This window comes from Streptomyces sp. NPDC039424 (assembly GCF_055639495.1).
This window is the reverse complement of record NZ_JBVKAI010000032.1, coordinates 17,275-41,154: the sequence shown is the minus strand read 5'-3', so window position 1 is coordinate 41,154 and position 23,880 is coordinate 17,275. Positions and strand designations below refer to the sequence as shown.

Below are 23,880 nucleotides of genomic sequence, written 5' to 3'. Positions count from 1 at the left end.
GGTGGCCGGTCACAGGTCCTCGACCACGGTGACCACCGCCTCCAGCACGGCCCGGCCCGCCTGGGACAGGGTCAGGGTGACCGGTGTGACGCGGCGGCCCGCGGCGTCGCGGCCGCACAGTCCGGCCACCGCCGCGCACCGCAGCGCCACGTCCGGCTCCGCGTAGCCGCGGAAGTGCACCTTGAGCGAACCGAGCGTGCAGCGGTCGACGGCCAGCCGGTGCAGCCGTCCGGCGGCGAGCAGCGCCGTCTGGCGCAGCGCCTCCAGCTGGACGAGGGCCGAGAGGTGGCCCCCCGCCGCCGGGCCGGGCAGCGGCCAGGCCTCCGGGACGCGCACGCCGGCCGACAGCCGGCCGTGGGCGATGTCCACGGGGCCGTGCAGCAGGACGGTGTCCGCCCGGCCGCGGCCCACCTCGGCGGGGTCGACCGGCTGATGCCCGGTGGGCTGCGCACCGGCCGCCGCGGCCAGCGTCGTGGCGCGGCTGTGCTCGCGGTGGCCGCGGTGCACCACCGGGGGCAGGAACACCACGTCGGCGCTGCCCGCCCCGCACGGCTCGTCACCGAAGCACAGCCGGGTACGGAACCGCAGCAGGCGCGGCACCCCCTCGATGACCCTGTCGGGCCGCACCCGCAGATGCGTCGTCAGCAGCGCGGGACGCCCGTCGGTGCGCCAGGCGGCCACGTCCCGGGCGGCGACGGCGAAGCGGTAGAAGACGGCGGTGCGGTGGCCGGGCACCCCGAAGTGGCTCTGCCCGACGAACTCGCTGGTCTCGCGCACCATCTCGGCGGCCGCCTGAAGGTCGTGGAAGCGGTGCGGGCCGTCGCTCAGCAACGGGTGGGTGGCCGGCAGCTCCCCGGTCAGGACGAACTCCTGAGCCTGGTCCGAAGCCGCGTCGGCGAGCCCGAACGGCTCCCAGGAACGCTGCCGGTGGACCAGCCTGCGCGTGCCGCCGCCCACCGTCCAGGCGTCGGCCGGCGCGGCCTCAGCCCTGCCGCCCACGCGGTCACCACCCTCCCGTCACCGGCCGCCGCGGCCCGGCGAAAGCGCCGTCCGTGCCGGGCCGCGGCATATGCCGCTCTCCCAGGGTGGCGACGCCCCCGCTCCACCGCCAGCGCCCCACGACGACAGCAAGCTGTCTGGCAACAACTCCCGCCGGCCCCCCGCCCGGCAGGAGTCAGTTCTGGGTGAGGCGTTGTGGCGGCGGGAGGGAGACGACCCCGTCGAGCATCCCGGACAGGGCGACGTTCACACCGGCCTGGAAACGGCTGCTGGAGTCCAGCTCCTCCATGATCTCGGAGATGTGGCGGCGGCAGGTGCGCACCGACATGCCCAGGCGGCGGGCCACCATCTCGTCCTTGTAGCCCTGGGCCATCAGTCCGATGATCGACCGCTTCACGTCGTTGACGACGTCGGTGGTCTCCTCGGCGTCCGGCTCGAACCGGGCGCCCTGGGCCCACAGATGGTCGTAGAGCTTGCACAGGAACGCCACCAGGGTGGGTTCGCGCACCACGATGGCGCCGGGCTGGCGCCCCACCACGCCCTGCTCGGGCAGGAAGACTATCTCCCGGTCGTAGATGATCATGCGATCGATCAACTGGCCGGTGGTGCGCACCTCGGCGCCGGCCGTGCACACGTCGCGCACATAGGCGGCGGTCGCGAGATCGCCGCGGACGGTGTGCTGGTACAGGTGCTGGACCCGCACTCCGCGTCCGAGCCGCTCCAGGGTGCGGCTGCGGGCGCCCTCCAGCAGGTAGCCCGGGCGGGGGCCGCCGGGCTGGATGGTGAGCACCTCGCTGCGGCAGCGCTTGCCGTAGTCGTCCAGGAGCGCCTCGACGACACCGAGGTCGCTGATGACGTCGAAGGCCTCCATACGGTTGCGGCGCCGGCGGCTCTCGAAATAGGAGGGCAGCAGCGCGAGCAGGCCGTTGCGGGTCCGCGAGACCCGCTGCTGCAGCTCGCGGATCTGCTCCTCCGCGGGACCGACCAGGTCCGCCGCCGCGGCGTCGGGGCTGACCGGCACCAGCACGTCCGGGTCGCCGGGCATGGGGCGCAGCAGGTGCAGGTCCACCAGCTTCTGCCCGATGCGGCCGACCTCCTCGGACGAGATGCCGAGGGCCTCGGCGATCTGCTCCCGGGTGAACCGGCCGGCGTGGACGGCCTCCCGGTACGCAGCCACGTCCCTCTCCTCCAGCTCGTCGAAACTGAGGTCAGAAAGGGATTTATCGGACATCCTGTGGCCACCCCCGGCAGAAAGAGAATTAGTTGCCATGCAACTTTACGTCACCGGTTTGCCCTTGGGGCCGGGTTCCATGGCTCGGCAGACTGTGGGCGCGGCGAAAGCCCGCACACACATCATCTGGGGGATTGGGATGCGAATTTCAGGCATGCGAAAGGCGGTTGTTGCGGTGGCCCTCGTCTCAGGCATTTTCGGAGCCGTGGCACAGACGACGACGCACTCCCACACCGGCACCGTTGCAACGTCGGCCGCGGCGGACGGGGCCGTGCCCGCCCCGACTCCCGACGACGAGAGGTGGGGCTGACCCACCAGACCGATTTGAGCCATGCCAGGCAGGCCACCGCCCCCTCGCGGTGGCCTGCCCACTGGTATCAGCGCTTCCGGTTTAGTGCGGTCCAAGCGGACGGCGGCACGCTCGCCGGTGCCTCGGCCCTCCGGATCCCCCGCCGGCCGGGCCGAACCCGCCCCGCTCCCGGTCACCTCCCGGGAGCGGGGCTTTGCAGTGTTTCGCTGCCGCATACACCGTCCTATACGAAGAGTAATCACGCGGTTGCGGCTTGAACGGGAAATTCCTCAGATATTTCTGACGGTCTGCAAGGCGGAGTCAGTCGGCGGTATTCCGGCCGATAGTGTGCGCCACCTGAGCCCGGGAATTAGCGCCCAATTTCTTGAATATCCGGCTCATATACGTCTCCACCGTCTTGGCGCTGATGTCGAGCCGCGCGGCGATGGAGCGGTTGGTGCAGCCGGCGCCGACCAGTTCGGCGATTTCCAGTTCGCGGGCGCTGAGCAGTCCGACGCGGCCTTCCGCGGTGCCGTGCGCGGACACCGCCTCGATCCGGGCCGACAGCTCCCGGGCGGCCGCGGCCAGCGGCGGCCCGCCGTGGCGGTGCCCGGCCTCGGCGGCGAGCCCGGCCCGGTCCGCCGCCCGCTCCAGGTCGCCGGACGCGAAGTGCACCCGGGCGAGCTCCAGCGCGAGCCGGCCGAGCAGCAGTCCCTGCCCGTACTCCAGCGCCGCGGCCAGCGCGCGCCCCAGGTGGCGGGCGGCCGACTCCTCGTCCCCCAGGGCCACTTCGGCCGCCCCCAGCCAGCGCAGCGCCTCCAGATGGGCGGCGAGCACCTCCGGCCGCACCGCGCCGAGCAGCCGTACGGCCTCGTCGGCGGCCTTGCGGGCACCGGGTACGTTCCCGGTGGCGGCCAGGGCCGCGGCGAGCAGCGCGCGGGAGTGGCCGCGCACCGCGCCCGGTGCCTCCGGCTCGGCGGTCTCGGCGAACTCCACCGCGCGCCGCGCCGCCGCCGCGCGGTCCTGGGCCGTCGCCGACTCCAGGGCCGCGGCGGCCCGTTCGGCCGCGACCTCCGCCGCCGGGTGCGGGCCGTCCGCGAGTGAGTCCAGCAGCGCCTGCGCCTGCGCCGGACGGCCGGTCAGACGCAGCATCCTGGCCTGCCAGAGCACCGCGTCGGCCCGCGCCGCCGCCGTGCCGGCCTCGTGCAGGCGGCGTCTGAGCTCCTTGTACTCCTGCGCGGCCTCCTCGGGGAGGCCCGCGATCACCAGAGCCTTGTGCAGCAGCAGCCGTGCCTCGACCGGCGCGTGCACCTCAGCGGTGACCCGGCGCAGCGCCCGTAACGCGTGCCAGGGCCGGGTGAACAGCCCGTCGCGGGCGGTCAGTGCCAGGGTGCGCACGTCCTGCGCGTCCAGCGCGGGGGCGTCCTGGAGCAGCGCGGCCAGCGCGACGGCCGAGCCGGGCTCCTGCCGCAGAGCCGCCACGGCCCGCTCCCTGGCGGCCGTGCGCCAGCCGACGCCGGAGGCGTGGTGCACCAGCGCGCGCACCGCGGGCCGGGCGAAGGCGAAACGCGCCGGGCCGCGGGGCACCACCAGGGCCTCGCCGTGCAGTTCGTCCAGGCCGCCCAGTACGTCCTCGACGGACATCAAGGCGACGGCGGCCACCGCTTCGGCGGTGAAGGGGTCGCCGGCGACGGCCGCGGCGCAGGCGGTGCGCCAGCCCAGCGAGGAGAGGGTGTGCAGGCTCACCGCGTCCTCGGCGTAGTCCGGGGGCACGCCGGTGACCAGCTCCTGCACCCCGTACAGGCCGTGCTCGCAGCCCGGCGGCGGGGCCGCGCCCGAGCCGACCTCGCGCAGCAGCCCGGGGACCCCGGCGCCGTCGCGCAGCGCCAGCGCGCGCTGGAGCGGGGTGAGCCCATCGGACAGCAGATGCGGTGCCTCGGTGTCGTCGAGCGGCGTCAGCGCCAGGTGGCGTACGGCGTCGGCCTGGTCGTCGACGGCCGACAGGTGGCGTGTGGTGGCCGAGTCGCGGTGGGCGAACACGGTGAGCACGGGCGTGTCCGGGGGATGCCGGACGAGGTGTTCGAGGAAGTCGAGGACCTCCGCGCTGGCCCGGTGCGCGTCGTCGAGGATCAGCAGCAGTCCGCCGTCCTGCGCCAGCAGTCCGAGCAGCTCGCGCAGGGCGCAGATCGCGTCCTGCGCGCCGCCGTACGCCGCTTCCCCGGCGGTGCTCGTCAGTGCGGGGAAGTACGGGGCGAGCGCGCGTACCCGGGCGGTGCCCAGCTGTTCGAACAACGATCCGTCGGCGCGCACCAGGTGCTCGTCCAGGGCGTCGACGAGCACGTCGAAGGGGCGCGAGCGGCCGACCCGCGGCGCGCGGCCCCAGGCGACGCGGCGGCCGGACTCGGCGGCGTGCGCGGCCAGGTGGCGCAGCAGCCAGGTCTTGCCGCTCCAGGGCTCGCCCGTGATCCGTACGAACCGCGCCGAGGCGGCGGACAGTTCCAACTGCCGCAGCAGAACCGCGAGTTCGCCTTGGCGTGTGGCCGTCAGCGCTTCCCGCTGCATGGAGACCTCCTCTGGATCAGGGGCCGCCTCGGCCGAGCCTTGAGTTGAAAGCTGCAGGGCATGCCATCTTCCCCGTCCTGTGCCCACGCGTCGGACGGTTCCCCGGCAGCCGCATTCCCGACCGGGTCCTGTCCGGGAAATACCCGACGCGCGCTCCGATCCCCCCGTGCCGGACGGGGGGCGAGAATTTTCGCGCCACCCACGAATTGAGGCTCCGTCAAAGCGCCGCCAGAGCGGGGATGGGGAGAAACCCCGACTGGCCGGACTGCCGTAGCCCTTCGACGATTTGATCCATTACGGCCCGTGATGCCTTGCCCCACGCTGTCCGGGTCGCCCGAGGCCTTCCCGACCCCCGAGGAGTACGGCCATGACGATCGTCGAACACCGCCCATCGGCCGGGCCGGCGACCTCGCGCGGTGCGGGGCAGGCGACCCGTTCGCGGGTCGGCTACGGCGCCGGGGCACTGGTCACCGGCACGTTCAACACCCTGCCGGGGCTGCTCCTGCTGCCCTACCTGACCGACACGCTCGGCGTCGGCGCGGGCCTGGCCGGGCTCGCGGTGCTGCTGCCCAAGGCGCTGGACGTGCTGCTCATTCCGGTCGCCGGCCGGCTCGGTGACCGCTCCCACCGAGGTCGGGGCACCCGTCGGCCGTTCCTGCTGGCCGGCGGGCTGGGGGTCGCGGTGGCCGTCGCGCTCATGTTCGCGGGGTGGGACACGGGTCTTCGGGGTCTGATGGCGACGATGGCCGGATATCTCGCTGCGGCAAGCGCCTTCGCGTTCTTCCAGTCCGCCCACGCCGCACTGCCCGCCGAGATCGCCGACCGGCCCGAGGACCGGATGCGGCTGGTGGCCGCACGCGTGGCGGGCCTCGCGGTGGCCGCCGTCGTCGCCGGCACCGTGGCCCCCGCGCTGGTGGAGGCGGGCGGCACGGGACTGCCCGGGCACCGCTGGGCCGGGCTGTTCGGCGCGACCCTGATCACCACCGGCGCACTGGCCACGGCACTCACGACCGCCCGCCCCAGGGCGACCCCCCGCCCCAGAACGAAGACCCCCCGCACCACCCGTTCCGCCGACCAGTCCGGCACGACGCCGATCGCCGCCGAACGCGAGGGCGCCCGGGAACCCGGCGCCGCCTCCCGCCCGGGCGGCTGGGTGAGGGCGCTGCGCGCCGCCGACCGTACCTTCGCGGCGCTGGTGGGATGCGCGGCGATCAACGCCGTCGCCACCGGATGCCTGCTGGCGGGCGTGCCGTACCTGGCCGGACACGTCCTGCACGACCGGGACCTGACGGGCGCCCTGGTCCTCGCCTTCGTCCTGCCCAACCTGGTCGCCACCCCCCTGTGGCGCCGCTTCGGGCTGCGCCGGGGACAGCGCCGCGGGCTCGCCGTGGCCTCGCTGCTGTGCGCGACGGGGTGCCTGCTGCTGCTCACCGTCCCGGCCCTGCCCGCCGCCGCGGCCCTGCCGCTGATGCTGCTCGCCGGCACCGGGCACGCGGGCCAACTGCTGTTCCTGTACTCCCTGTTGGCCGAGTCCGCCGCCGCCGACGCCGCACGCGCCGGGCACAGCCGGGCCGGCGCCCTCTCCGGGCTGCTGAGCGCGGGCGAGACCGCGGGCCTCGCGACCGGCCCCTTCCTGTTCGCCCTCACCCTGCAGCTGACCGGCTACACCTCCTCCGACACCGGCCAGGCCGCCCACCAGAGCGGCACCGCCGTCGCGGGCGTCCTCCTCGGCGTCGCCCTGCTGCCCGCGCTCGCCGCCCTCCTCGGCCTGTTGCTCATCCGCCCCCGGCCCGCGCGAACCCCCCACCCCCGCCACTGACCGCCCCCCACCCACCGCACACCCGCCCGCCCCGGGGCGGCCCTCCCGCTCCGGGCTGTCGTCGCTTGCCTCGGACCCCGCGGGACGCTGCTGGTACGTCGTCATCGCACGTTCCTGTCAGGCCAGTCGGGCAGGTGGGTCGGTGGCGGGGACGAGGGGGAGCGGGTGGCCGTCGGGGCGTACCAGTTCCACGGGGGCGGTGTCGCGGGGGGCCACCTCGCCGATCACCGCGGCGTCACGCCCGTCCGGGTGGGCGCGCAGTGCCGTGAGCACGTCGTCGGCGGCCTCGGCGGCGACGACGAGGCACGCGCAGCTCGCGCTGGCCGCGTGCACCGGCTCCACGCCGAGGTCGTCGAGGGCGACCCGGACTTCGTAGCGCACGGGCAGTGCCTCCTCGTCCACGCGGAACCCGAGCCCGGTCGCCGCCGCGTGGGCGTGCAGCGCGGCGGCCAGCCCGCCCCGGCCCACGGTGCGCACCGCCCGGAGGGCCCCCGCGCCCGCCGCGCCGCGCGCCAGCTCCAGCAGCCCGGTCAGCGGCCGGCATCCGGCCGGAACCACGCTCTCGTGGCCCAGCCGGGCGCGCACCGACAGCAGATGGGCGCCGAAACCGCCGAGCGGGCCGGTGACCAGGATCCGGTCACCGGCGCGGGGCGGCACCTCGGCCGGCGTACCGGGCCGCAGCACGCCCAGCCCCGTGGTGTGCAGGTAGATCTGGTCGGCCTCGCCGGCCCGCACCACGCGCGCGTCCACGTCCAGGACGACCACCCCGGCCGCGCTCGCCGCCTCCCGCACCGAGTCGGCCACGCGCCGCACCTGACGCAGCGGCAGGCCCGCCTCGACCACCGCGGACAGCGACAGGCCCAGCGGGACCGCGCCGGTGGCCGCCAGCTCGTTGACCGTGCCGTACACGGCGACCTGGCCGATGTCGCCGTCGCCGTAGAAGGGTGGATCGGCCACGTACGTCCCCGAAAGCAGCACGGCCCGGCCCGCGCCCAGCGGGGGGCATGTCGCGCGGACGGCGAGGGCGCCCGCGAGGAACGCCCGCAGTCCGCCGCCGTGGTCGTCGGGCAGCGCGACGTGTTCCGCGAGCAGCGAGGCCGGCGAGGCGGCAGCGGCGGCAGTCATCAGGTCACAGCACCTTTTTTCCGAACGCGTGAAGGAGTCGCACAGCTGGGGGTCAAGGCAGGCTTCAGTCCGCTCGTGGACCATCGGCCGGGCGGCACCGACCGTCCGGCCGCCGTATGCCGAAGGAGTCCCCATGGCCCTGGACAGCTCCGAGCGTCACGCCCCCGGCGGCAGCGGTACGCCCGGCCCCGCCGCCCTGGCCCGGCTGGCCGCGGCGGCCGAACGGGTCACCCGGGGCCGGCCCACCCTGGAGGAGGCCGCCGCCCTCGGCCGCCACCTGGCGGCCCGGCTGCGGCAGCCCGGCGAGGAGCCGGTGGCGGCGCGGCCCCGCTCCCACTGACGCCCCGACGCCGCTGACCGTCCGCCCTCTCCGCCGCGGCGCCACCGCTCAGCCGGTCTCCGCCGCCAGCGCCTGCGCCTGGGCGGTGATCCGGCCCGCCTGGTGCAGGCGCATCGACACCCGGACCAGGCGACGGCCGGCGGAGTCGACCCCACCGGGCGCGGCGCGGACGGTGCAGAGCAGGGGCAGATCCAGTTCGGCGTGGCCGCGGATGTGCACCGACAGGCTGGTCAGCGCGGTCGCGGCCGGCGCGAAACCGTGGGCGTCGGCCGCGGCCAGCAGCGCGCTCTGCCGCAGGGACTCCACCAGCAGCAGCCCCGGCACCGCGTCGGCGGCCTCCGCGAAGAACACCGGGTGGCCCCGGTCCACCAGCACCGCCGTGTCGAACGTCCCCGGCTCCTGCCCGTGCACCGGGGCGGAGACCACCACGTTCTCCGCGGCGCACCGGCCGACCAGTGCCGGGTCGGCGGGCCGCGGCGCGGGAGAGGCGCCCGGCGCGGCACCGGCGCCGAGTGCCGCCAGGCGGCTCGCGGCGCGGTGGTTGCGGGCCACCGTCGGGGTGACGAAGACGAGTTCGGCGGAGCCCGTGCAGGCGTCGGTGCCGTCGATCAGCATGCCGCCGCGCAGCCGCAGCCCACGCGGCACCCCCGCCACCGTCGTGGTCGGCTCGGCCCGCAGCTCCAGGGCCATCCGGACGCCGGACACCGCGTCGCGCCAGGCGGCCGGATCGGCCAGCCGCAGCCCGAACCGGTAGAACAGCCCGGGCCGTTCGGCCGGCACGCCGAAGTGGCGGTGGCCGATCCGTGCCCCGGCCTGCCGGACCAACTCCACGAAGAGCAGGGCGTCGTGCAGACCGGGGTCGTCGTTGAACAACGAATGTCCGCGCGGCATCTCGCCATGCAGCACGAACCGCTCTTCGTCCGCCGGAGTGCCGCGCGGTCGCTGACGGTGCTCCAGCCGGCCGGCGAGCGCGGTGACATCGGCACCGCCGAGGGCTGCGTTGCGTGACATGGGTGGCTCCTCGCTCCGGGCTTCTCGGGTACGGGCGGACGCCGCACGCCCGGGCATGTCACCAGCCTCATCACCGCCCCGGCCTGGGCCAAGGCCGGGCCGATGGCAGCAAGCTGCGCCGCAGGCATTCCCCGCCGGGGCGTCTTGGCACGGCCCGGCCCGGGCGGCTTTAGTCACGCGCAGGGGCGGCTGCGCAGACTCACCGCGCAAGGCCCGCTCCCCTCCCCCTTCCAGCGGTCCTTGCCGCCCGCGCCCCGCGGCCGGCGCCCCGTCGACCCCCGCCATCGCCAGGAAGGTCAAGTCCATGATCGAACCACTGGGCCCGAGCCGGTGAGCGTCACGGTCCGGGTGCCGGCCAAGGTCAACCTGCACCTCGCGGTGGGCCCGGCCAGGGAGGACGGCTTCCACGAGCTGGTCAACGTCTTCCAGGCGGTCTCCCTGTACGACACGGTGACGGCCGAGCACGCCGGCACGCTGACGGTGACCGTGGCCGGCCCCGACACCGGGGGCGTGCCCACCGACGGAGCCAACCTCGCCGCCCGCGCCGCCGTACTGCTCGGGGAGCGGCTCGGGTTCGCCCCCCGGGTGCGCCTGGGCATCGACAAGCGGATCCCGGTGGCCGGCGGCATGGCCGGGGGCAGCGCGGACGCCGCCGCGGCCCTGGTGGCCTGCGCCCGGCTGTGGGGCGTGGACGCTGACCACCCGGCCCTCGACGAGGTCGCCGCACGGCTCGGCAGCGACGTGCCGTTCGCCCTGCTCGGCGGCAACGCCGTGGGCACCGGCAGGGGCGAGCGGCTCACCCCGCTGCCGCAGGGCCGCCCCTTCCACTGGGTGTTCGCCCAGGCGGCCCAGGGGCTGAGCACCGCGGCCGTCTTCACCGAGTTCGACCGCCTGACGGCTCAGCCGGCGCCCGGTGCGGCGCCGCGCGCGATGGCCGTGCCCGACTCTCTCGCCGAGGCGCTGGCCGGCGGCGACGCCTCCCGGCTCGCCCCCCTGCTGCGCAACGACCTCCAGGCGGCGGCGCTGAGCCTGCGCCCGGGCCTCGGACCCACGCTGCGCCAGGGCGTGCTGGCCGGGGCACTGCGCGGCGTGCTCAGCGGGTCCGGCCCGACCTGCGCGTTCCTGGTCCGCGACGCCGACCAGGCCGAGCGGCTCGCCACGTTCCTGGCCGCCTCCGAGCGGTGCCGGGCCGTGCACACCGCGCACGGCCCGGTCCCCGGCGCGACCGTCCTCGAGGACGCCGCGCAGCACCGAAATGGTCCCTACATCCGCGAAGGAGCAGCGTGAACAGCTTGGCGACGCCGGCCCCGGCCGGTGAACGGGCCGCCGGGGTGCCCTTCTTCTCCCAGGCGGCCACGTTCGAGCGGCTGTGGCCGCAGATCGCGGCGCACACCTCGGACGTACTGGAGCGCGGCAAGTACTCGCACGGCCGCAAGGTGCTGGAGCTGGAGCGGGCGATCGCCGACTACACCGGCGCGCGGCACGCGATCGCGGTGAACAACGGCACCGACGCGCTGGTGCTGCTGCTGCGCGCGGCCGGCGTCGGACGCGGCGACGAGGTGGTGGTGCCCGCGTTCACCTTCGCGGCGACCGCGACCTCGGTGGCGCTGGCCGGAGCGCGGCCGGTGTTCGCCGACATCGACCCGGTGACGTACGCCCTGGACCCGGACTCCTTCGCGCGGGCCGTCACCGAGCGGACCAAGGCGGTGCTGCCGGCCCACCTGTTCACCCAGCTCGCCGACATGGACGCGATCACACAGGTCGCCGAGGCGCACGGGCTGACCGTGCTGGAGGACAGCGCCGAGTCGATCGGCATGCGCTGGAACGGCCGGCACGCGGGCCTGCTCGGCCGGGGCGGCGTGCTGTCCTTCTTCCCGACCAAGACGCTCGGCGCCATCGGGGACGCGGGGATGGTGCTCACCGACGACGACGAGGTGGCCGAGCGGGCCGGGATCCTGCGCCACCACGGGCGCATGGGCAAGACGATCGACCACATCGCCGGCATCTCCAACCTCTCCGGCGCCTCCGGCACCAACTCGAAGATGGACGACATCCAGGCGGCGGTGCTGCTGGCCAAGCTGGAGGGGCTGGACGAGGACATCGCCCGCCGCGCCCGCCTCGCCGAGGCCTACACCGAACGCCTGCGGGACGTCCCCGGCGTGCTGCGGCTGCCCACGGTGGTGGAGCGCGCGGTGCCCACCGACCCGGTCTTCTACGTGTACGAGATCGAGACCGAGCGGCGCGACGAACTGGTCGCGCACCTCACCGCGCACGGCATCGGCACCGAGACGTACTACCCCATACCGCTGCACCTGCAGCCCTGCTTCGCCGAACTCGGCCACCGCAAGGGCGACTTCCCCATCGCGGAAGCCGCCTGCGAACGCGCCGTGGCGCTGCCCTTCTACCCGGATCTGACCGAGGCGCAGCTCGACCACGTCGCCGACACCATCCGGGACTTCTTCCAGGGGAGCCAGCCGTGAAGACCCTGCCCTTCTTCCCGCCCGACCTGTTCGAAGAGGACCGGGACGCGCTGCTGAAGGCGCTGTTCGAGGTGGGCACCGATCCCGAACAGCGCTTCATCCTGGGCCGCCGCACCGCGGAGCTCGAGCAGCGGCTGAAGCAGGCCACCGGGGCCGGTGACGTGATCGGCTGCGGCAGCGGCACCGGCGGCCTGGAACTGGCCGTCGGCGCGCTGGACATCGGGCCCGGCGACGAGGTGATCGTCCCGGCGTTCTGCTGCCAGCCGGTGGCCTCCAGCGTGGCCAACGCGGGTGCCACCCCGGTCTTCGCCGACGTCGACCCCTGGACCATGGTGATCGACCCGGACTCGGTGGAGTCGCTGATCACCGAGCGCACCAAGGCGGTGCTGCCCGCACACCTGTTCTCGATCATGGCGGACATGCCGCGGATCAACGAGATCGCCCGGCGGAACGGCCTCGCCGTCATCGAGGACGCGGCCGTCGTCCAGGGCGCGGTGCTCGACGGTGTGCCGGCCGGCCGCTGGGGCACCCTCGGGGTCTTCTCCTTCTTCCAGGTCAAGGCGTTCGGCACGGCCGGCGAGGGCGGCATGGTGCTGACCGACGACGAGGAACTCGCCCGTGGCGTGCGGATGCTGCGCAACCACGGGCAGGACGGCGTACACCGCTTCCTGCACCACCGCATCGGCCGCAACAGCCGCTTCGACGAGGTGATCGCCGCCTTCCAGCTGCACCGGCTGTCCACCCTCGCCGACCGGCTGGAGCGCCGGGCCCGTATCGCGGAGTACTACCACGAGCGGTTCGCGCCCCTGGCCGAGCGCGGTGTCAAGGCGCCCCCGCCCGGCCGCAACGGCCGCTGCTACTACGTGTACGCGCTCCAGGTCTCCCGCCGGGAGGACCTGCGGGCCTACCTGACCGAGCACGGCATCGGCTCGCACGTGTACTACCCGACCCCGCTGCCGCTGCAGCCCGCCTTCGCGACCTGGGCGCCCGAGGGCGCCGACTGGCCGAACGCGCGCTGGGCCAGCCGGTCCAACCTCGCCATCCCCATCTGGCCGCATCTGACCGACGCCGCCGTCGAGCGCATCGCCGACACCGTCTGCGACTTCTTCGCCTAGGCCCCGGAGGACCCACCAGCCATGAGCACTTCCACCCAACCCGCCGAGTCCCGGCAGGAGTACGTCTTCGACTCGCTGTGGGACAAGGAGACCGAACGGCTGCGCACCAACGAGGCGATCTGGGACCCGGGCACCTTCGAGCGGTTCGACCGGATCGGCGTCACCGCGGGCTGGCACTGCCTGGAGGTCGGCGCGGGCTCCGGCTCCGCGGCCCGCAGGCTCGCCGAACTCGTCGGCCCCACCGGCCGCGTGGTCGCCGCCGACCTGCAGACCGAGCGCCTGACCGCCGACCAGGAGAACGGCACGTTCGAGGTGTCGCAGGTCGACGTGCGCGAGGACGAACTGCCCGAGAGCGCCTTCGACCTGGTGCACGCCCGGATGCTGGTGCAGCACCTGCCCGACCGCGAGGCCGTGATCGCCAGGTTCGTGCGCGCGCTGCGCCCCGGCGGAGTGCTGTTCCTGGAGGACACCGACTCCTCCACGCTCTTCCGCAGCGCCTCCGGCGAGGACTTCCTGCAGGACGTGCGCGCCGCCGGATACGGGCTGATGCACCAGGGCGGGCACGATCCGCGCGGCGGCTACGTCGACCACCGGCTGGTACAGGCCTCGGGCCTGGCGGACGTCAGCGCGGAGGGCCGCGCGGTGATGGTCCGCGGCGGCTCCCGGCAGGCCCGTCACTACCAGCTCTGGCTGGAGTTCATGGCCCCGCAGATCGTCGCCGAGGGCCTGGTGAGCCAGGAGCGCATCGACGAGGCGATCACCCAGATGGGCGACCCCGCCCACTCCTGGCTGAGCCAGGTGCTGATCTCCACCGTCGGCCGCAAACCGCACCCGGCCTGACCGGCGCGCACCACCGGGAGTCGGACCGCGGGCCGGCGGCAGAACGGACGAGCGAGAACCGAGAACTAGGAAGGAGCGGGCATGAGCCAGGCCATCGCGGCCAAGCCGGCCGGGCGGCTGCTCGCCTACGCACGGCTGGCGAAGCTGACGTTCTACGACTACTACCTGGCCGCGCCGGTGGTGTGGACCCTGCTGCCCGGCGACCGGCGCGACGACCCGCGTGTGCTGGTGACGCTGCTCGTGGCGACTCTCGGCTGGGTGGCGATGACCGCCGCGACGGTCACCTTCGACGACGTGCACGGCTTCCGTGACGGCAGCGACCACGCCAACTACGACCCCGCGGCGCGGCTGCGCAACCGTTCACGCAAACCGCTGCTCAACGGCGACCTGACCGAGCGGCAGGCGGTGCGCTTCGGCTATCTCACCCTGCTGGCCTGCCTGGTGCTGCTGGCCGGCGCGGTGCTGACCGCCCCGCACCGGCCCGCCTGGGCCCTCGCCCTGATCCCCTTCCAGGTGGCGATCAGCGTCCAGTACTCCTACGGGATGCGGCTGAGCTACCGCGGCGCGCAGGAGCTGGTGCTGCTGCTCAGCCCGGGGCTGATGGCGCTGATCCCGTACGGCCTGGTCGACGGCCACGCGACCGGCGTGATCGTGCTGGAGTCGTACCTCATCGGCATCTGGTCGCTGCTGGTGTCGGTGTACTCCAACACCAACGACCGCGAGGGAGACCGCGCGGCCGGCCGCCGGAACCTGGCCACCCTGCTCTCCCCGGCCGCCTACCGCGCCGCCATCGCCCTGCTCTCCCTGACCGAGACCGCGGCGCTGCTGCTGGCCTGGGCAGCCGACGCCGTACCCGGCGCCTTCCTGCTCTGCCTCGTCCCGGTCCTGGCACTGCGCGCCCGTCAGCTGGGCGCCGGCCTGGTGCGCGGCGACGCGCTGCTCGCCCGGAAGCTCGGCCTCGACACCCACCGTCTCGGCGTGGCCGCGCTGCTCGTCGCCAACCTGCTCGTCATCAGCTGATCCGACCCCAGGAAGAGAAGACCGAGCATGAAGAAGACCCCACGACCCAAGAACCTGGGCGCGCTGTTCGAGTCGTACGCCGGGGCGGCCACACCCGGATGGCACCTGGACCGGCCCTACGACATCGCCCCCGACGGCGGACGCAAGTACGACGTCTCCGCGCTGGCGTGGCTGACCGCCGACATGTCCGGGCGGCTCCACCTGGCCGGTCTGCGCCGCGGCGACCGGCTGGCCATCGTCAAGGACAACCACCACGACGTGGTGCTGCTCGCCGCAGCCGCCGCCCGCATCGGCGCGCTGCCCGCGATGATCTCCGCCACCATCGCCCCGTCGGTGCTGGCCACCATGCTGGAGCGGTTCCGGCCCAAGGTGCTGGTCGCCTCCGGCTCGGTGCTGGCCGCAGCCGCCGCCGAGGGCGTGACCCTCACCGGCCCCGGCACCCAGGTCGTCGCCGTCGACGGCGACCCCTCGCTCGCCGACGGCGCCGTCACCCTCGCCTCGCTCAGCGGCGCCGACATCCCGCCGATGGACCTGCGCGGCGACGACGAGCCGATGATCTGCACCCACACCTCGGGCACGACCGGTGTGCCCAAGCTGGTGGTGCACTCGCCCAACACCCTCATCGGCGTGCTCACCAAGCTGGAGACGATGCCGATCCCGGGCCTGTCCATCCGGCCCGACGACGTCTTCGCCTCCTGCATCGCCTTCGTCCACGGCCGCGCCATCACCTGGACGTTCGCCCAGCTGGCCCGCCCGCCGAAGAAGGTCGTGGTGCTCGGCGGCAGCGAACCGGCCCTCGCCGCCGAGGTGCTCGGCGAGCACCGGCCGACCGTGCTGGAGGCCTGCCCGAACATCTACCAGCGCTGGGAGCCGCTGACCCAGTCGCACCGCGCCGCGTTCGGCCGGGTGCGCACCTACCTCAACACCTTCGACGCCATCCACCCGCCCACCGTGCGCAAGTTCATGGACGCCAGCGAGCGGCGCCGCCCGGTGTGGGGGCAGGTGTGGGGGCAGAGCGAGACCGGGCCCGTCGCCATGGCCGTCTACTCCCGCAACGCCATCCGCAAGAACGCGGGCGCGCTCGACCCGGTCACCAACAACGTCGGCCGCCCCATCCCCTTCATCACCCGGGTCAGGGTCGTCGACCCCGACACCCGCAAGCCGGTGCCCGCCGGACAGCCGGGCCTGGTCCTGGTGAAGACCAAGGGCCGCTGCCTGACCTACCTCGGCGAGGACGACAGGCACCGCGAGAAGAACTGGGACGGCTGGTGGAACAGCGGCGACCTCGGCGTCCGCTCCCGCACCGGGGCCCTGCGCCTGCTGGACCGGGAGGTCGACCTGATCCCCGGCGTCAGCGGCATAGCCCTGGAGTCGATCCTGCTGGAGCGGATCGACCGGGCCACCGAGGTGGTCGTCCTCGGTGATCCGGAGGGCGTGCCGGTCCCCGTGATCAGCCTCTCCCACGGCGAACTGTCCGAAGCCGAGTGGCAGGAGGCCACCCGCGGCCTGCCAGAGCTGGCCGCACCGCACGTCATCGCCTGGGAGGACTTCCCGCGCACCGGCACCTGGAAGGTACGCCGCTTCGACCTGCGGCAGAAAGTGCTCAGCTCCCAGGCCACCTTCGGCACCGGCCGCTGGACCTGACCGGGCCCACGACCGCCACCACACCCAACCACAGGAGACGGACGGGCGATGCCAAAGATCGTCATCATGGGCCAGGGCTATGTCGGCCTGCCGCTCGCGGTACGCGCCACCGAGGCCGACGAGCACTACACGGTCGTCGGCTTCGACGTCGACGAGGAACGCGTCAAGAGACTCTCGGCCGGCGAGTCCTTCGTCGAGGACGTGAGCCCCGAACGGCTGACGGCCGCCCTGGCCACCGGCCGGTATGTGCCGACCACCGAGGAGCGCCGCATCGGCGGCTTCGACGTGGCCGTCATCAGCGTGCCGACCCCGCTGCGCGAAGGCGTGCCCGACCTGCGGCACATCGAGTCGGCGGCCCGCATCCTGGGCCGGTTCCTGCGCCAGGGCGCCACAGTGATCCTGGAATCCACCACATACCCCGGCACCACCGAGGAACTGGTCGCCCCCATCCTGGAGGAGTACTCGGGGCTGACCGCCGGCGCCGACTTCCACCTGGGCTACAGCCCCGAGCGGATCGACCCCGGCAACCGCACCTGGACCCTGGAGACCACCCCGAAGGTGGTGTCCGGCGTCGACGAGGCCTCCCTGGCCGCCGTCGACACGTTCTACCGCTCGGTCATCGACACCACCGTGCCGGTCGGCTCGCCGAAGGTGGCCGAGCTGACCAAACTCGTCGAGAACACCTTCCGGCACGTCAACGTCGCCCTCGTCAACGAACTCGCCGTCTACGCCCGCGACCTGGGCATCGACGTGTGGGAAGCGGTGGACGCCGCCTCCTCCAAGCCGTTCGGCTTCATGCGGTTCACCCCCGGCCCGGGCGTCGGCGGCCACTGCCTGCCCGTCGACCCCGTCTACCTCTCCTGGCGGGTGAACCGGGCCCTCGGCCACCGCTTCCGGTTCGTGGAGCTCGCCAACGACGTCAACGACCACATGCCCGGCTACGTGGTGCAGCGGCTGCTGACCGCGTTCAACGAGCGCGGCCGGGCCCTGAGCGGCGCCCGCGTCCTGGTGCTGGGCCTGGCCTACAAGCCGGACACCGGTGACGCCCGAGAGTCGCCCGCGGTCCGCGTGGTCGAGGGGCTGCTGCGCCTGGGCGCCCAGGTACGCGCGGTCGACCCGCACGTGGTCGAGGACTCCTCCGTCGACGAGCGGGTGGTCCGCGTCGACCTGGACGAGCAGGAACTCGCCGCCGCCGACGCGGTGGTGCTGCTGACCGACCACTCCGCCTTCGACTACGACCTGATCGCCCGGCACGCCTCGTTCGCCCTCGACTGCCGCCACCGGCTGCCGGCCGCACCGAGCGTGGAGTACCTGTGACCGGCCCCGCCCGCCACGTCCTGGTCACCGGCGCCGGCGGCTACATCGGCGGCGCGGTGGCCCGTGCCCTGCTCGCCGCCGGGCACCGGGTCACCGGCCTGGTGCGCGAGGAGTCCCGGGCGCGGGAACTGGCCGCCGCCGGGGCCCGGCTGCGTACCGGCGACATGCTGCGCCCCGAGACGTACGAACCGCTGGCCCGCGAGGCCGACGCGGTGGTGCACGCCGCCCAGCTGCGGGTCACCGGGCGGCTGACCCGCTCGCGGATCCGGCGGATGCACGCCGCGGACGCCACGATGACCGGCGCGCTCACCCAGGCCTGCCGGGCGGCCGGCACCCGGCTGCTGTACACCAGCGGGGCCTGGGTGTACGGCGACCACGGAGCGAGGTGGATCGACGAGTCGGTGCCGCACCGCCCGGCGCCCCTCGCCCTGGGGCACGCGGCGGGCGTGGCACGGCTGCGCGCCCTCGCGGGCCACGGCCTGGACGCGGTCGTGCTGCACTGCGGGTTCGTCTACGGGCCGGGCGGCAACTTCAAGGCGGCCTTCGCCGATCCGGCGCGGGCCACCGGGCGGATCCGCTTCCCGGGCGACGGCGCCAACCACTGGAGCTGCGTCCACCTCGACGACCTGGCCGCGGCCTTCGTCGCCGCCCTGGAGCGGGCGCCGTCCGGCGCGGAGTACAACATCGCCGACGACGAGCCGCTGCCGCTGGCGGAGTTCGCCCGCCGGGCCGCCCGCGCGCTGGGCGCGACGGGAGCCGGCGGAGTGCCGCGGGCGGCGGCGGCGCTCGCCCTCGGGCGGCCGGTGACCGACTCGCTGACCGTCTCCTACCGACTGAGCAACGCCAAGGCCCGCGAGGAGCTCGCCTGGCGTCCCGCCCATCCCACCGTCGCCGACGGACTTCCCTCGGCGGTCGCAGCCCTGCGCCGAGCCGGCCCGCTGACGGCGGCGGCCTGACCCACGACACACCCCCCGACACCTTCCGACACCAGCTGAACGGACGACCCACAACCGGCAGAGCGCACCTCGGCGGTGTCCACCCGACTCCCCACGGCCCCGGCGGACCCACCGCGACGCCCGGGACACCACACATCCGCACCACGCACAACCCACGCACGAGAGAGGGCGGACAGATGAGCCTCACCCCAGCTGCCCGGCACGGGCACGGCGGTCACGGTCACGCCGTCGTGATCGGATCGAGCCTCACCGGGCTCACCGCCGCGCGCGCTCTGGCCCACTACATGAACAAGGTCACCGTGATCGAACGCGACCGGCTGCCGCGCGGGCCGCGCTGGCGGCGCGGCGTGGCCCAGGCACGGCACGCGCACAACCTGATGGCCGCCGGCCACCAGGGCCTGGAGCGGCTGTTCCCCGGCATCACCCGGGAACTGCTGGCGGCCGGCATGGTCCGCGTGCGCATGCCCGAGGACATGCTGCTGCTGGCGCCCGGCGGATGGCTGCCCCGGTTCGAGACCGACCTGTCGATGATGACCGGGACCCGCGACGTGGTCGACGCGGTGGTACGCGACCGTCTGCGCGGCGACCCGAAGGTGACGTTCGTCGAGGAACACGAGGCCGTCGGACTCCAGGCCGGCCGCGACGACGCCGTCGTCGGGGTGTGGGTGCGCGGCCGGGACGCCGACTCGGCCGGCGGCTGGGGCGAGAAGTACCTCATCGACGCGGACTTCGTGGTGGACGCCACCGGTCGCACCTCCCGCGCCCCGCAGTGGCTGGCAGAACTCGGCTACGAGACGCCGAAGGAGTCCGTGGTCGACGCCAAGACGGCGTACGCCACCTGCGTGTACGCGCCGCCGGTCGGCCATGTCGCCGACTGGAACTGCATGCTGCTGATGGCCTCGGCCGACAACCCCCGCCAGGGCATCCTCAACCCGATCGAGGGCGGCCGCTGGATGGTGTCGGTGTCCGCCTCCGGAGGCCACCGCCCGCCCACCGACCACCTCGGCCTGCTCAACGCCGCCGGCCGGCTGCGCGACCCGGTGCTGCGCGACGTCGTCGCCTCCGCCACCCCGCTCGGCCCGGTCTACGGCTCGGGCCGCACCGAGAACCGCTGGCGGCACTACGAGAAACTGCGCCGCTGGCCCGACCGGTTCCTGGTCATGGGCGACGCGTTCGGCGCGTTCAACCCCTCCTACGGGCAGGGCATGTCGGTCGCCGTGCAGTGCGCGCTGGTGCTCAGCGAGACCCTCGCCGCCCACGGTACGCACGTCGGCCTGACCTACCGGCTGCGCAAGGCGATGGCCCGCACCCTCGCCCCCGCCTGGCAGCTGGCCACCGGCATGGACTTCTCCTACCCCTGGGTGCACGAGGTCTGCCCGCCGGATTTGAGGACCCGGCTCGGCAAGCGTTACGTGGACCGCGTCAGCGCGGCGGCGGTCACCGACCGGCACGCCGCGCTGCTGATGCTCCAGCTCACCCAGCTCGTCGCCACGCCGAACGCGGCGTTCCGGCCGAGGGTGATGGCAGCCGCCCTGCGCGGCCCGCGCGGCCCGGTGCGGACCGCGCCGCCCAGCACCACGCACGGACCGGGCGCCCGCCGCACCCGCCCCGCCGTCACCGCCCCGCCGTCCGTGGGGGTGGCCCTCGGCGGGCCCCGTCCGAGCCCGGCCGGCTCCTCGGCGCACTGGCCCGAGCCCGGCCCGGCCACCGCCGGCGAGGTGCCGTCCGCCGCCCAGTCCGTCGCGCCGCCACGCAACTCGAGGAGCAACCCATGACCGCCTCCCCGGCGTCGCCCGCGGCGCCCGCGCCCCAGACCGGCGCACCGCCGTGCGTGCGGGAGGAGATCGTCGTCCGCGGGACCGCCGCGGACGGCGGCGACTGGCACATCGCCGGCGAACTGCTCGTCCCCGAGCGGGGCGCCGACACCGTACAGGTCCTCCTGCCCGGCCTCACCTACGACCGGCGGTACTGGACCGTGCCCGGCGCGTACGACTACAGCGCCCACATGCTGCGCGCCGGCTACGCCGTGCTGCTCCTGGACCGGCTCGGCACCGGCGCCTCCAGCCGGCCGCACGGCGACGACGTCAACCTCGACCTCCACGTCACGACCGTCCACCACGTCATCCGGGAACTGCGCACCGGTACCCCCGCGGGCCACCGGTTCACCCGGGTGGTCACCGTCGGCCACTCCTACGGCTCGGGCATCGCCATCGTCGAGGCGGCCCGGCACCAGGACGTGGACGGCCTGGTGATCACCGGGATGCTGCACGCACAGACGTCCTTCTACAAGAAGGTCGACAAGGTTCACGAGTTCTTCCACCCGGTGGGCGACGATCCGTTGCTCGCCGGGAACGGCGCACCCGCCGAGTACCTGACGCAGCGTCCCGGACGCCGCGCCAAGATGCTCGAGTACGCGGGTGGCATCGACCCGGAGCTGTCCGCGTACAACGAAGAGATCAAGTCGACGGCCACCTGGGGCGAGGGCAACTCACTGCCCGAGACCTACAAGGCCGAGTACTCACGGGCGATCGACGTACCCGTGCTGCTCGTGGTGGGGGAGCACGACGCGCTGTTCGCCGGCGCGGACGTGGGATTCGCCCCCGAATCCGCCGCCGTACACGCCTTCGAGAAGGACTACTACGGCACGGCCGACCTGACCGCCCATGTGGTTCCGGGCTGCGGCCACTCCCTCACACTCCACCGCGGCGCGCCGCACTTCTACGCCCTGACGCGCGACTGGCTCGAACGCGCATTCACCTCCGGGTCTGCGTGATGCCGGATTCCTTACCCAACCATCGAAGGAGCATTGATGTTTGACAGGCTGTCACGCCTGGTGTTGCGCTCACCGCGCAAGGTGGTCCTGCTGACCCTCCTGTTCGTGTTCCTCGCCGGCGCAGCCGGCGGCGGCCTGCAGGACAGGCTCACCATGGGAGGCTACGAGGCTTCCGGCACCGAATCGCGCCATGCCGCCGATCAGATGGAAAAGGTCTTCAAGCAGGGCGAACCAAACCTGCTCCTGCTGATCAAGGACAAGCGCGGAGCCGACGACCCGGCCGTCTCCCGGACCGGCCGCGAGCTCACCGCCAAGCTGTCCAAGGAGGCGGACCTCACCGGCGTCGTCTCGTACTGGACGTCGAAGAGCCCGGCCCTGCGCAGCAAGGACGGGAACCAGGCGATCATCCTCGGCCGCATCACCGGTGACTTCGACAACCAGATCGACCGGGCCGAGGCCCTGGACAAGAAGTACTCGGGCAGCGTCGACGGTCTTGAGATCAAGACCGGCGGCATGGCGATGATGTGGTTCGAGAACACCAAGCAGGCCGCCGAGGACGCCACCAAGGCCGACGGAGCGGTCTTCCCGCTCGTCCTGGTCGTCCTGGTGATCATCTTCGGCAGCGCCGTCGTCGCGCTGGTGCCGCTCTCGGTGGCCTTCGCCGCGATGCTGCTGTCGATGGGCGCGCTGTTCATCGTCACCTTCTTCAGCGACACCTCCAACGTGGTGGTGAACACCACGACGTTCCTCGGCATCGGTCTGGGCATCGACTACTGCCTGTTGTTCGTGACCCGGTACCGCGAGGAGCTGCGGCTGGGCAACGACACCGACGCGGCGATCGCGACGACCCTGCGCACCGCGGGCCGGACGGTCCTGTTCTCCGCGCTCACCGTGACCGTGTCCTTCCTCGCACTGTTCGCGCTGCCGTTCACCGTGCTCCACTCGCTGGCGATCGGTTGCATCACCACCTCGCTGGTGGCCGCCTTCGCCACCGTGCTCCTGGCCCCGGCGCTGCTCAAGTGGATCGGCCCGCGGCTCAACAAGTGGCGTCTGATCCGCCGCAAGCAGGACCCGGCCAAGGACGGCGGCGGCTTCTGGCACGGCCTGTCGGTCGCCGTGATGCGCCGCCCGGTCCGGGTGGCCGTCCTGGTCCTGGCGATCGCCATCACCCTCGGCCTGCCCGCCGCCAACATGAAGCTGCGGCTGCCCGACGAGAGCGTGCTGCCGTCCGACGCGAAGTCCGCCCAGGTCGCGCAGGTGCTGAAGAAGGACTTCAACACCCGCGAGCAGCAGGCCCTCAACGTGGTCGCCACGGACTCCGGCAGCCCCGAGACGAACTCCGGCAAGATCGACGACTACGCGGCGAAGCTGTCGGCCCTCGACGGGGTCAGCCGCGTGGACGCGCTCACCGGTTCGTACGCGAAGGGCAAGAAGGTCGCCGAGGCCGGCGCGGCGAACGCACGCTTCGGCGCGGCGAACGCCACGTACCTCGCGGTGGTGCCGAGCATCGACCCGTATGCGCCGGCCGGCCGGGACCTCGTCAAGGAGGTGCGCGGCACCAAGGCGCCCTTCGACGTCGAGGTCGGCGGGCCCGCGGCGGTCAGCAAGGACACCTTCGACTCCCTCGAGGACAACCTGCCGCTGGCCGCGGCGATCCTGCTCATCGGCATGTTCGTCCTGCTGTTCCTGCTCACCGGCAGCGTCCTGCTGCCGCTGCAGTCGATGGTGCTCACCGGGATCAGCCTGACCGCGACCTTCGGCGCGCTCGTCTTCATCTTCCAGGAAGGCCATATGACGGCCCCGTTCGGCGACTTCATCGTCACCGGCGGCATCACCTGGACCGTGCCGATCATGCTCTTCGGCCTGGCCTTCGCCCTGGCGATGGACTACCAGGTGTTCATGCTGTCGCGGATCAAGGAGGAGTACGACCGCACCGGTGACAACGAACTGGCCGTCGCCAGCGGTCTGGAGCGGGTCGGCAAGGTCGTCACCTACGCGGCCGTGCTGCTCTCGCTGGTCTTCCTGGTGCTCGTCACCTCCGGCATCAGCTACATGAAGGCGATCGGCCTCGGCATGGCACTGGCGATCCTCATGGACGCCACGCTGATCCGCGGCGGACTGCTGCCGGCCCTGATGAAGCTGCTCGGCAGCGCCAACTGGTGGGCGCCGGCACCACTGCGCCGTCTGCACGCCCGCTTCGGCATCAGCGAAGCGGAGCCCGTGGCCACCACCCCCGGCGCGGACAGCGACACCCCGGTGGCCTCGCCCACCCACTGAACACCGCCCCGCACCACGGGGCACAGCGCACGCACGGCCCCCGCGCGGGTCCGGCACGGACCGAGTGCCCGGACCCGCACGG

18 protein-coding genes are annotated in these 23,880 nt (G+C 73.6%); 13 read left to right on the top strand and 5 right to left on the bottom strand.

Going from position 1 to position 23,880, the window contains the following annotated elements; genetic code table 11:
• Positions 1–9 precede the first annotated feature (9 nt).
• The 3 genes from ACZ7L0_RS41845 to ACZ7L0_RS41835 form a co-directional block, all read right to left on the bottom strand.
• Positions 10–999 carry an AfsA-related hotdog domain-containing protein gene (locus ACZ7L0_RS41845; RefSeq protein ID WP_471247844.1) on the bottom strand — a complete coding sequence of 330 codons (990 nt, stop codon included), beginning with the start codon at positions 997–999 and terminating at the stop codon, positions 10–12.
• 175 nt (positions 1,000–1,174) lie between these two features.
• Positions 1,175–2,176, bottom strand: a complete 1,002-nt coding sequence (locus ACZ7L0_RS41840; RefSeq protein WP_471247843.1) for a hypothetical protein — start codon at positions 2,174–2,176, stop codon at positions 1,175–1,177.
• A 664-nt stretch (positions 2,177–2,840) separates the two neighbouring features.
• Positions 2,841–5,081, bottom strand: coding sequence for a helix-turn-helix transcriptional regulator (locus ACZ7L0_RS41835; protein WP_471247842.1), 2,241 nt, complete (start codon positions 5,079–5,081; stop codon positions 2,841–2,843).
• Between the two features lie 367 nt (positions 5,082–5,448).
• Between ACZ7L0_RS41835 and ACZ7L0_RS41830 the strand changes: the two genes are divergently transcribed.
• Positions 5,449–6,900 carry an MFS transporter gene (locus ACZ7L0_RS41830; RefSeq protein ID WP_471247841.1) on the top strand — a complete coding sequence of 484 codons (1,452 nt, stop codon included), beginning with the start codon at positions 5,449–5,451 and terminating at the stop codon, positions 6,898–6,900.
• Between the two features lie 117 nt (positions 6,901–7,017).
• Here ACZ7L0_RS41830 and ACZ7L0_RS41825 read toward each other — a convergent pair whose 3' ends face one another.
• On the bottom strand, positions 7,018–8,025 hold the full coding sequence (locus ACZ7L0_RS41825; RefSeq protein WP_471247840.1) for an AIR synthase-related protein: 1,008 nt from the start codon (positions 8,023–8,025) through the stop codon (positions 7,018–7,020).
• Between the two features lie 133 nt (positions 8,026–8,158).
• On the opposite strand from ACZ7L0_RS41825, the gene ACZ7L0_RS41820 reads away from it, so the two are divergent.
• On the top strand, positions 8,159–8,365 hold the full coding sequence (locus ACZ7L0_RS41820) for a hypothetical protein (RefSeq protein WP_471247839.1): 207 nt from the start codon (positions 8,159–8,161) through the stop codon (positions 8,363–8,365).
• A gap of 48 nt (positions 8,366–8,413) precedes the next feature.
• On the opposite strand, the gene ACZ7L0_RS41815 is transcribed toward ACZ7L0_RS41820, so the two are convergent.
• Positions 8,414–9,376 (bottom strand): AfsA-related hotdog domain-containing protein, encoded by a 963-nt coding sequence (locus ACZ7L0_RS41815; RefSeq protein WP_471247838.1) that lies wholly within the window; start codon positions 9,374–9,376, stop codon positions 8,414–8,416.
• 330 nt (positions 9,377–9,706) lie between these two features.
• Between ACZ7L0_RS41815 and ACZ7L0_RS41810 the strand changes: the two genes are divergently transcribed.
• From ACZ7L0_RS41810 to ACZ7L0_RS41760, 11 genes are all read left to right on the top strand, one after another.
• Positions 9,707–10,663: a 4-(cytidine 5'-diphospho)-2-C-methyl-D-erythritol kinase gene (locus tag ACZ7L0_RS41810; protein ID WP_471247837.1), complete on the top strand. Its 957-nt coding sequence runs from the start codon at positions 9,707–9,709 to the stop codon at positions 10,661–10,663.
• Positions 10,660–11,856: a DegT/DnrJ/EryC1/StrS family aminotransferase gene (locus tag ACZ7L0_RS41805; protein ID WP_471247836.1), complete on the top strand. Its 1,197-nt coding sequence runs from the start codon at positions 10,660–10,662 to the stop codon at positions 11,854–11,856. The genes ACZ7L0_RS41810 and ACZ7L0_RS41805 overlap by 4 nt, the downstream gene beginning before the upstream one ends.
• Entirely contained in the window at positions 11,853–12,971 is a 1,119-nt protein-coding gene (locus tag ACZ7L0_RS41800; protein ID WP_471247835.1) for a DegT/DnrJ/EryC1/StrS family aminotransferase, read from the top strand. The genes ACZ7L0_RS41805 and ACZ7L0_RS41800 overlap by 4 nt, the downstream gene beginning before the upstream one ends.
• 21 nt (positions 12,972–12,992) lie before the next feature.
• The gene (locus ACZ7L0_RS41795) at positions 12,993–13,811 is read left to right on the top strand and encodes a class I SAM-dependent methyltransferase (protein ID WP_471247834.1); all 819 of its coding nucleotides are present in this window, start codon (positions 12,993–12,995) and stop codon (positions 13,809–13,811) included.
• Between the two features lie 81 nt (positions 13,812–13,892).
• Positions 13,893–14,831, top strand: a complete 939-nt coding sequence (locus ACZ7L0_RS41790; RefSeq protein WP_471247833.1) for a UbiA family prenyltransferase — start codon at positions 13,893–13,895, stop codon at positions 14,829–14,831.
• A gap of 27 nt (positions 14,832–14,858) precedes the next feature.
• Entirely contained in the window at positions 14,859–16,475 is a 1,617-nt protein-coding gene (locus ACZ7L0_RS41785) for a class I adenylate-forming enzyme family protein (protein WP_471247832.1), read from the top strand.
• Between the two features lie 48 nt (positions 16,476–16,523).
• Positions 16,524–17,792 carry a nucleotide sugar dehydrogenase gene (locus ACZ7L0_RS41780; RefSeq protein ID WP_471247831.1) on the top strand — a complete coding sequence of 423 codons (1,269 nt, stop codon included), beginning with the start codon at positions 16,524–16,526 and terminating at the stop codon, positions 17,790–17,792.
• Positions 17,789–18,748: an NAD-dependent epimerase/dehydratase family protein gene (locus tag ACZ7L0_RS41775; RefSeq protein ID WP_471247830.1), complete on the top strand. Its 960-nt coding sequence runs from the start codon at positions 17,789–17,791 to the stop codon at positions 18,746–18,748. The genes ACZ7L0_RS41780 and ACZ7L0_RS41775 overlap by 4 nt, the downstream gene beginning before the upstream one ends.
• A 176-nt stretch (positions 18,749–18,924) precedes the next feature.
• Positions 18,925–20,523: an FAD-dependent oxidoreductase gene (locus tag ACZ7L0_RS41770; protein ID WP_471247829.1), complete on the top strand. Its 1,599-nt coding sequence runs from the start codon at positions 18,925–18,927 to the stop codon at positions 20,521–20,523.
• The gene (locus ACZ7L0_RS41765; RefSeq protein WP_471247828.1) at positions 20,520–21,521 is read left to right on the top strand and encodes an alpha/beta hydrolase; all 1,002 of its coding nucleotides are present in this window, start codon (positions 20,520–20,522) and stop codon (positions 21,519–21,521) included. The genes ACZ7L0_RS41770 and ACZ7L0_RS41765 overlap by 4 nt, the downstream gene beginning before the upstream one ends.
• 36 nt (positions 21,522–21,557) lie before the next feature.
• The gene (locus ACZ7L0_RS41760; protein ID WP_471247827.1) at positions 21,558–23,798 is read left to right on the top strand and encodes an MMPL family transporter; all 2,241 of its coding nucleotides are present in this window, start codon (positions 21,558–21,560) and stop codon (positions 23,796–23,798) included.
• The last annotated feature ends 82 nt before the right edge of the window (positions 23,799–23,880 follow it).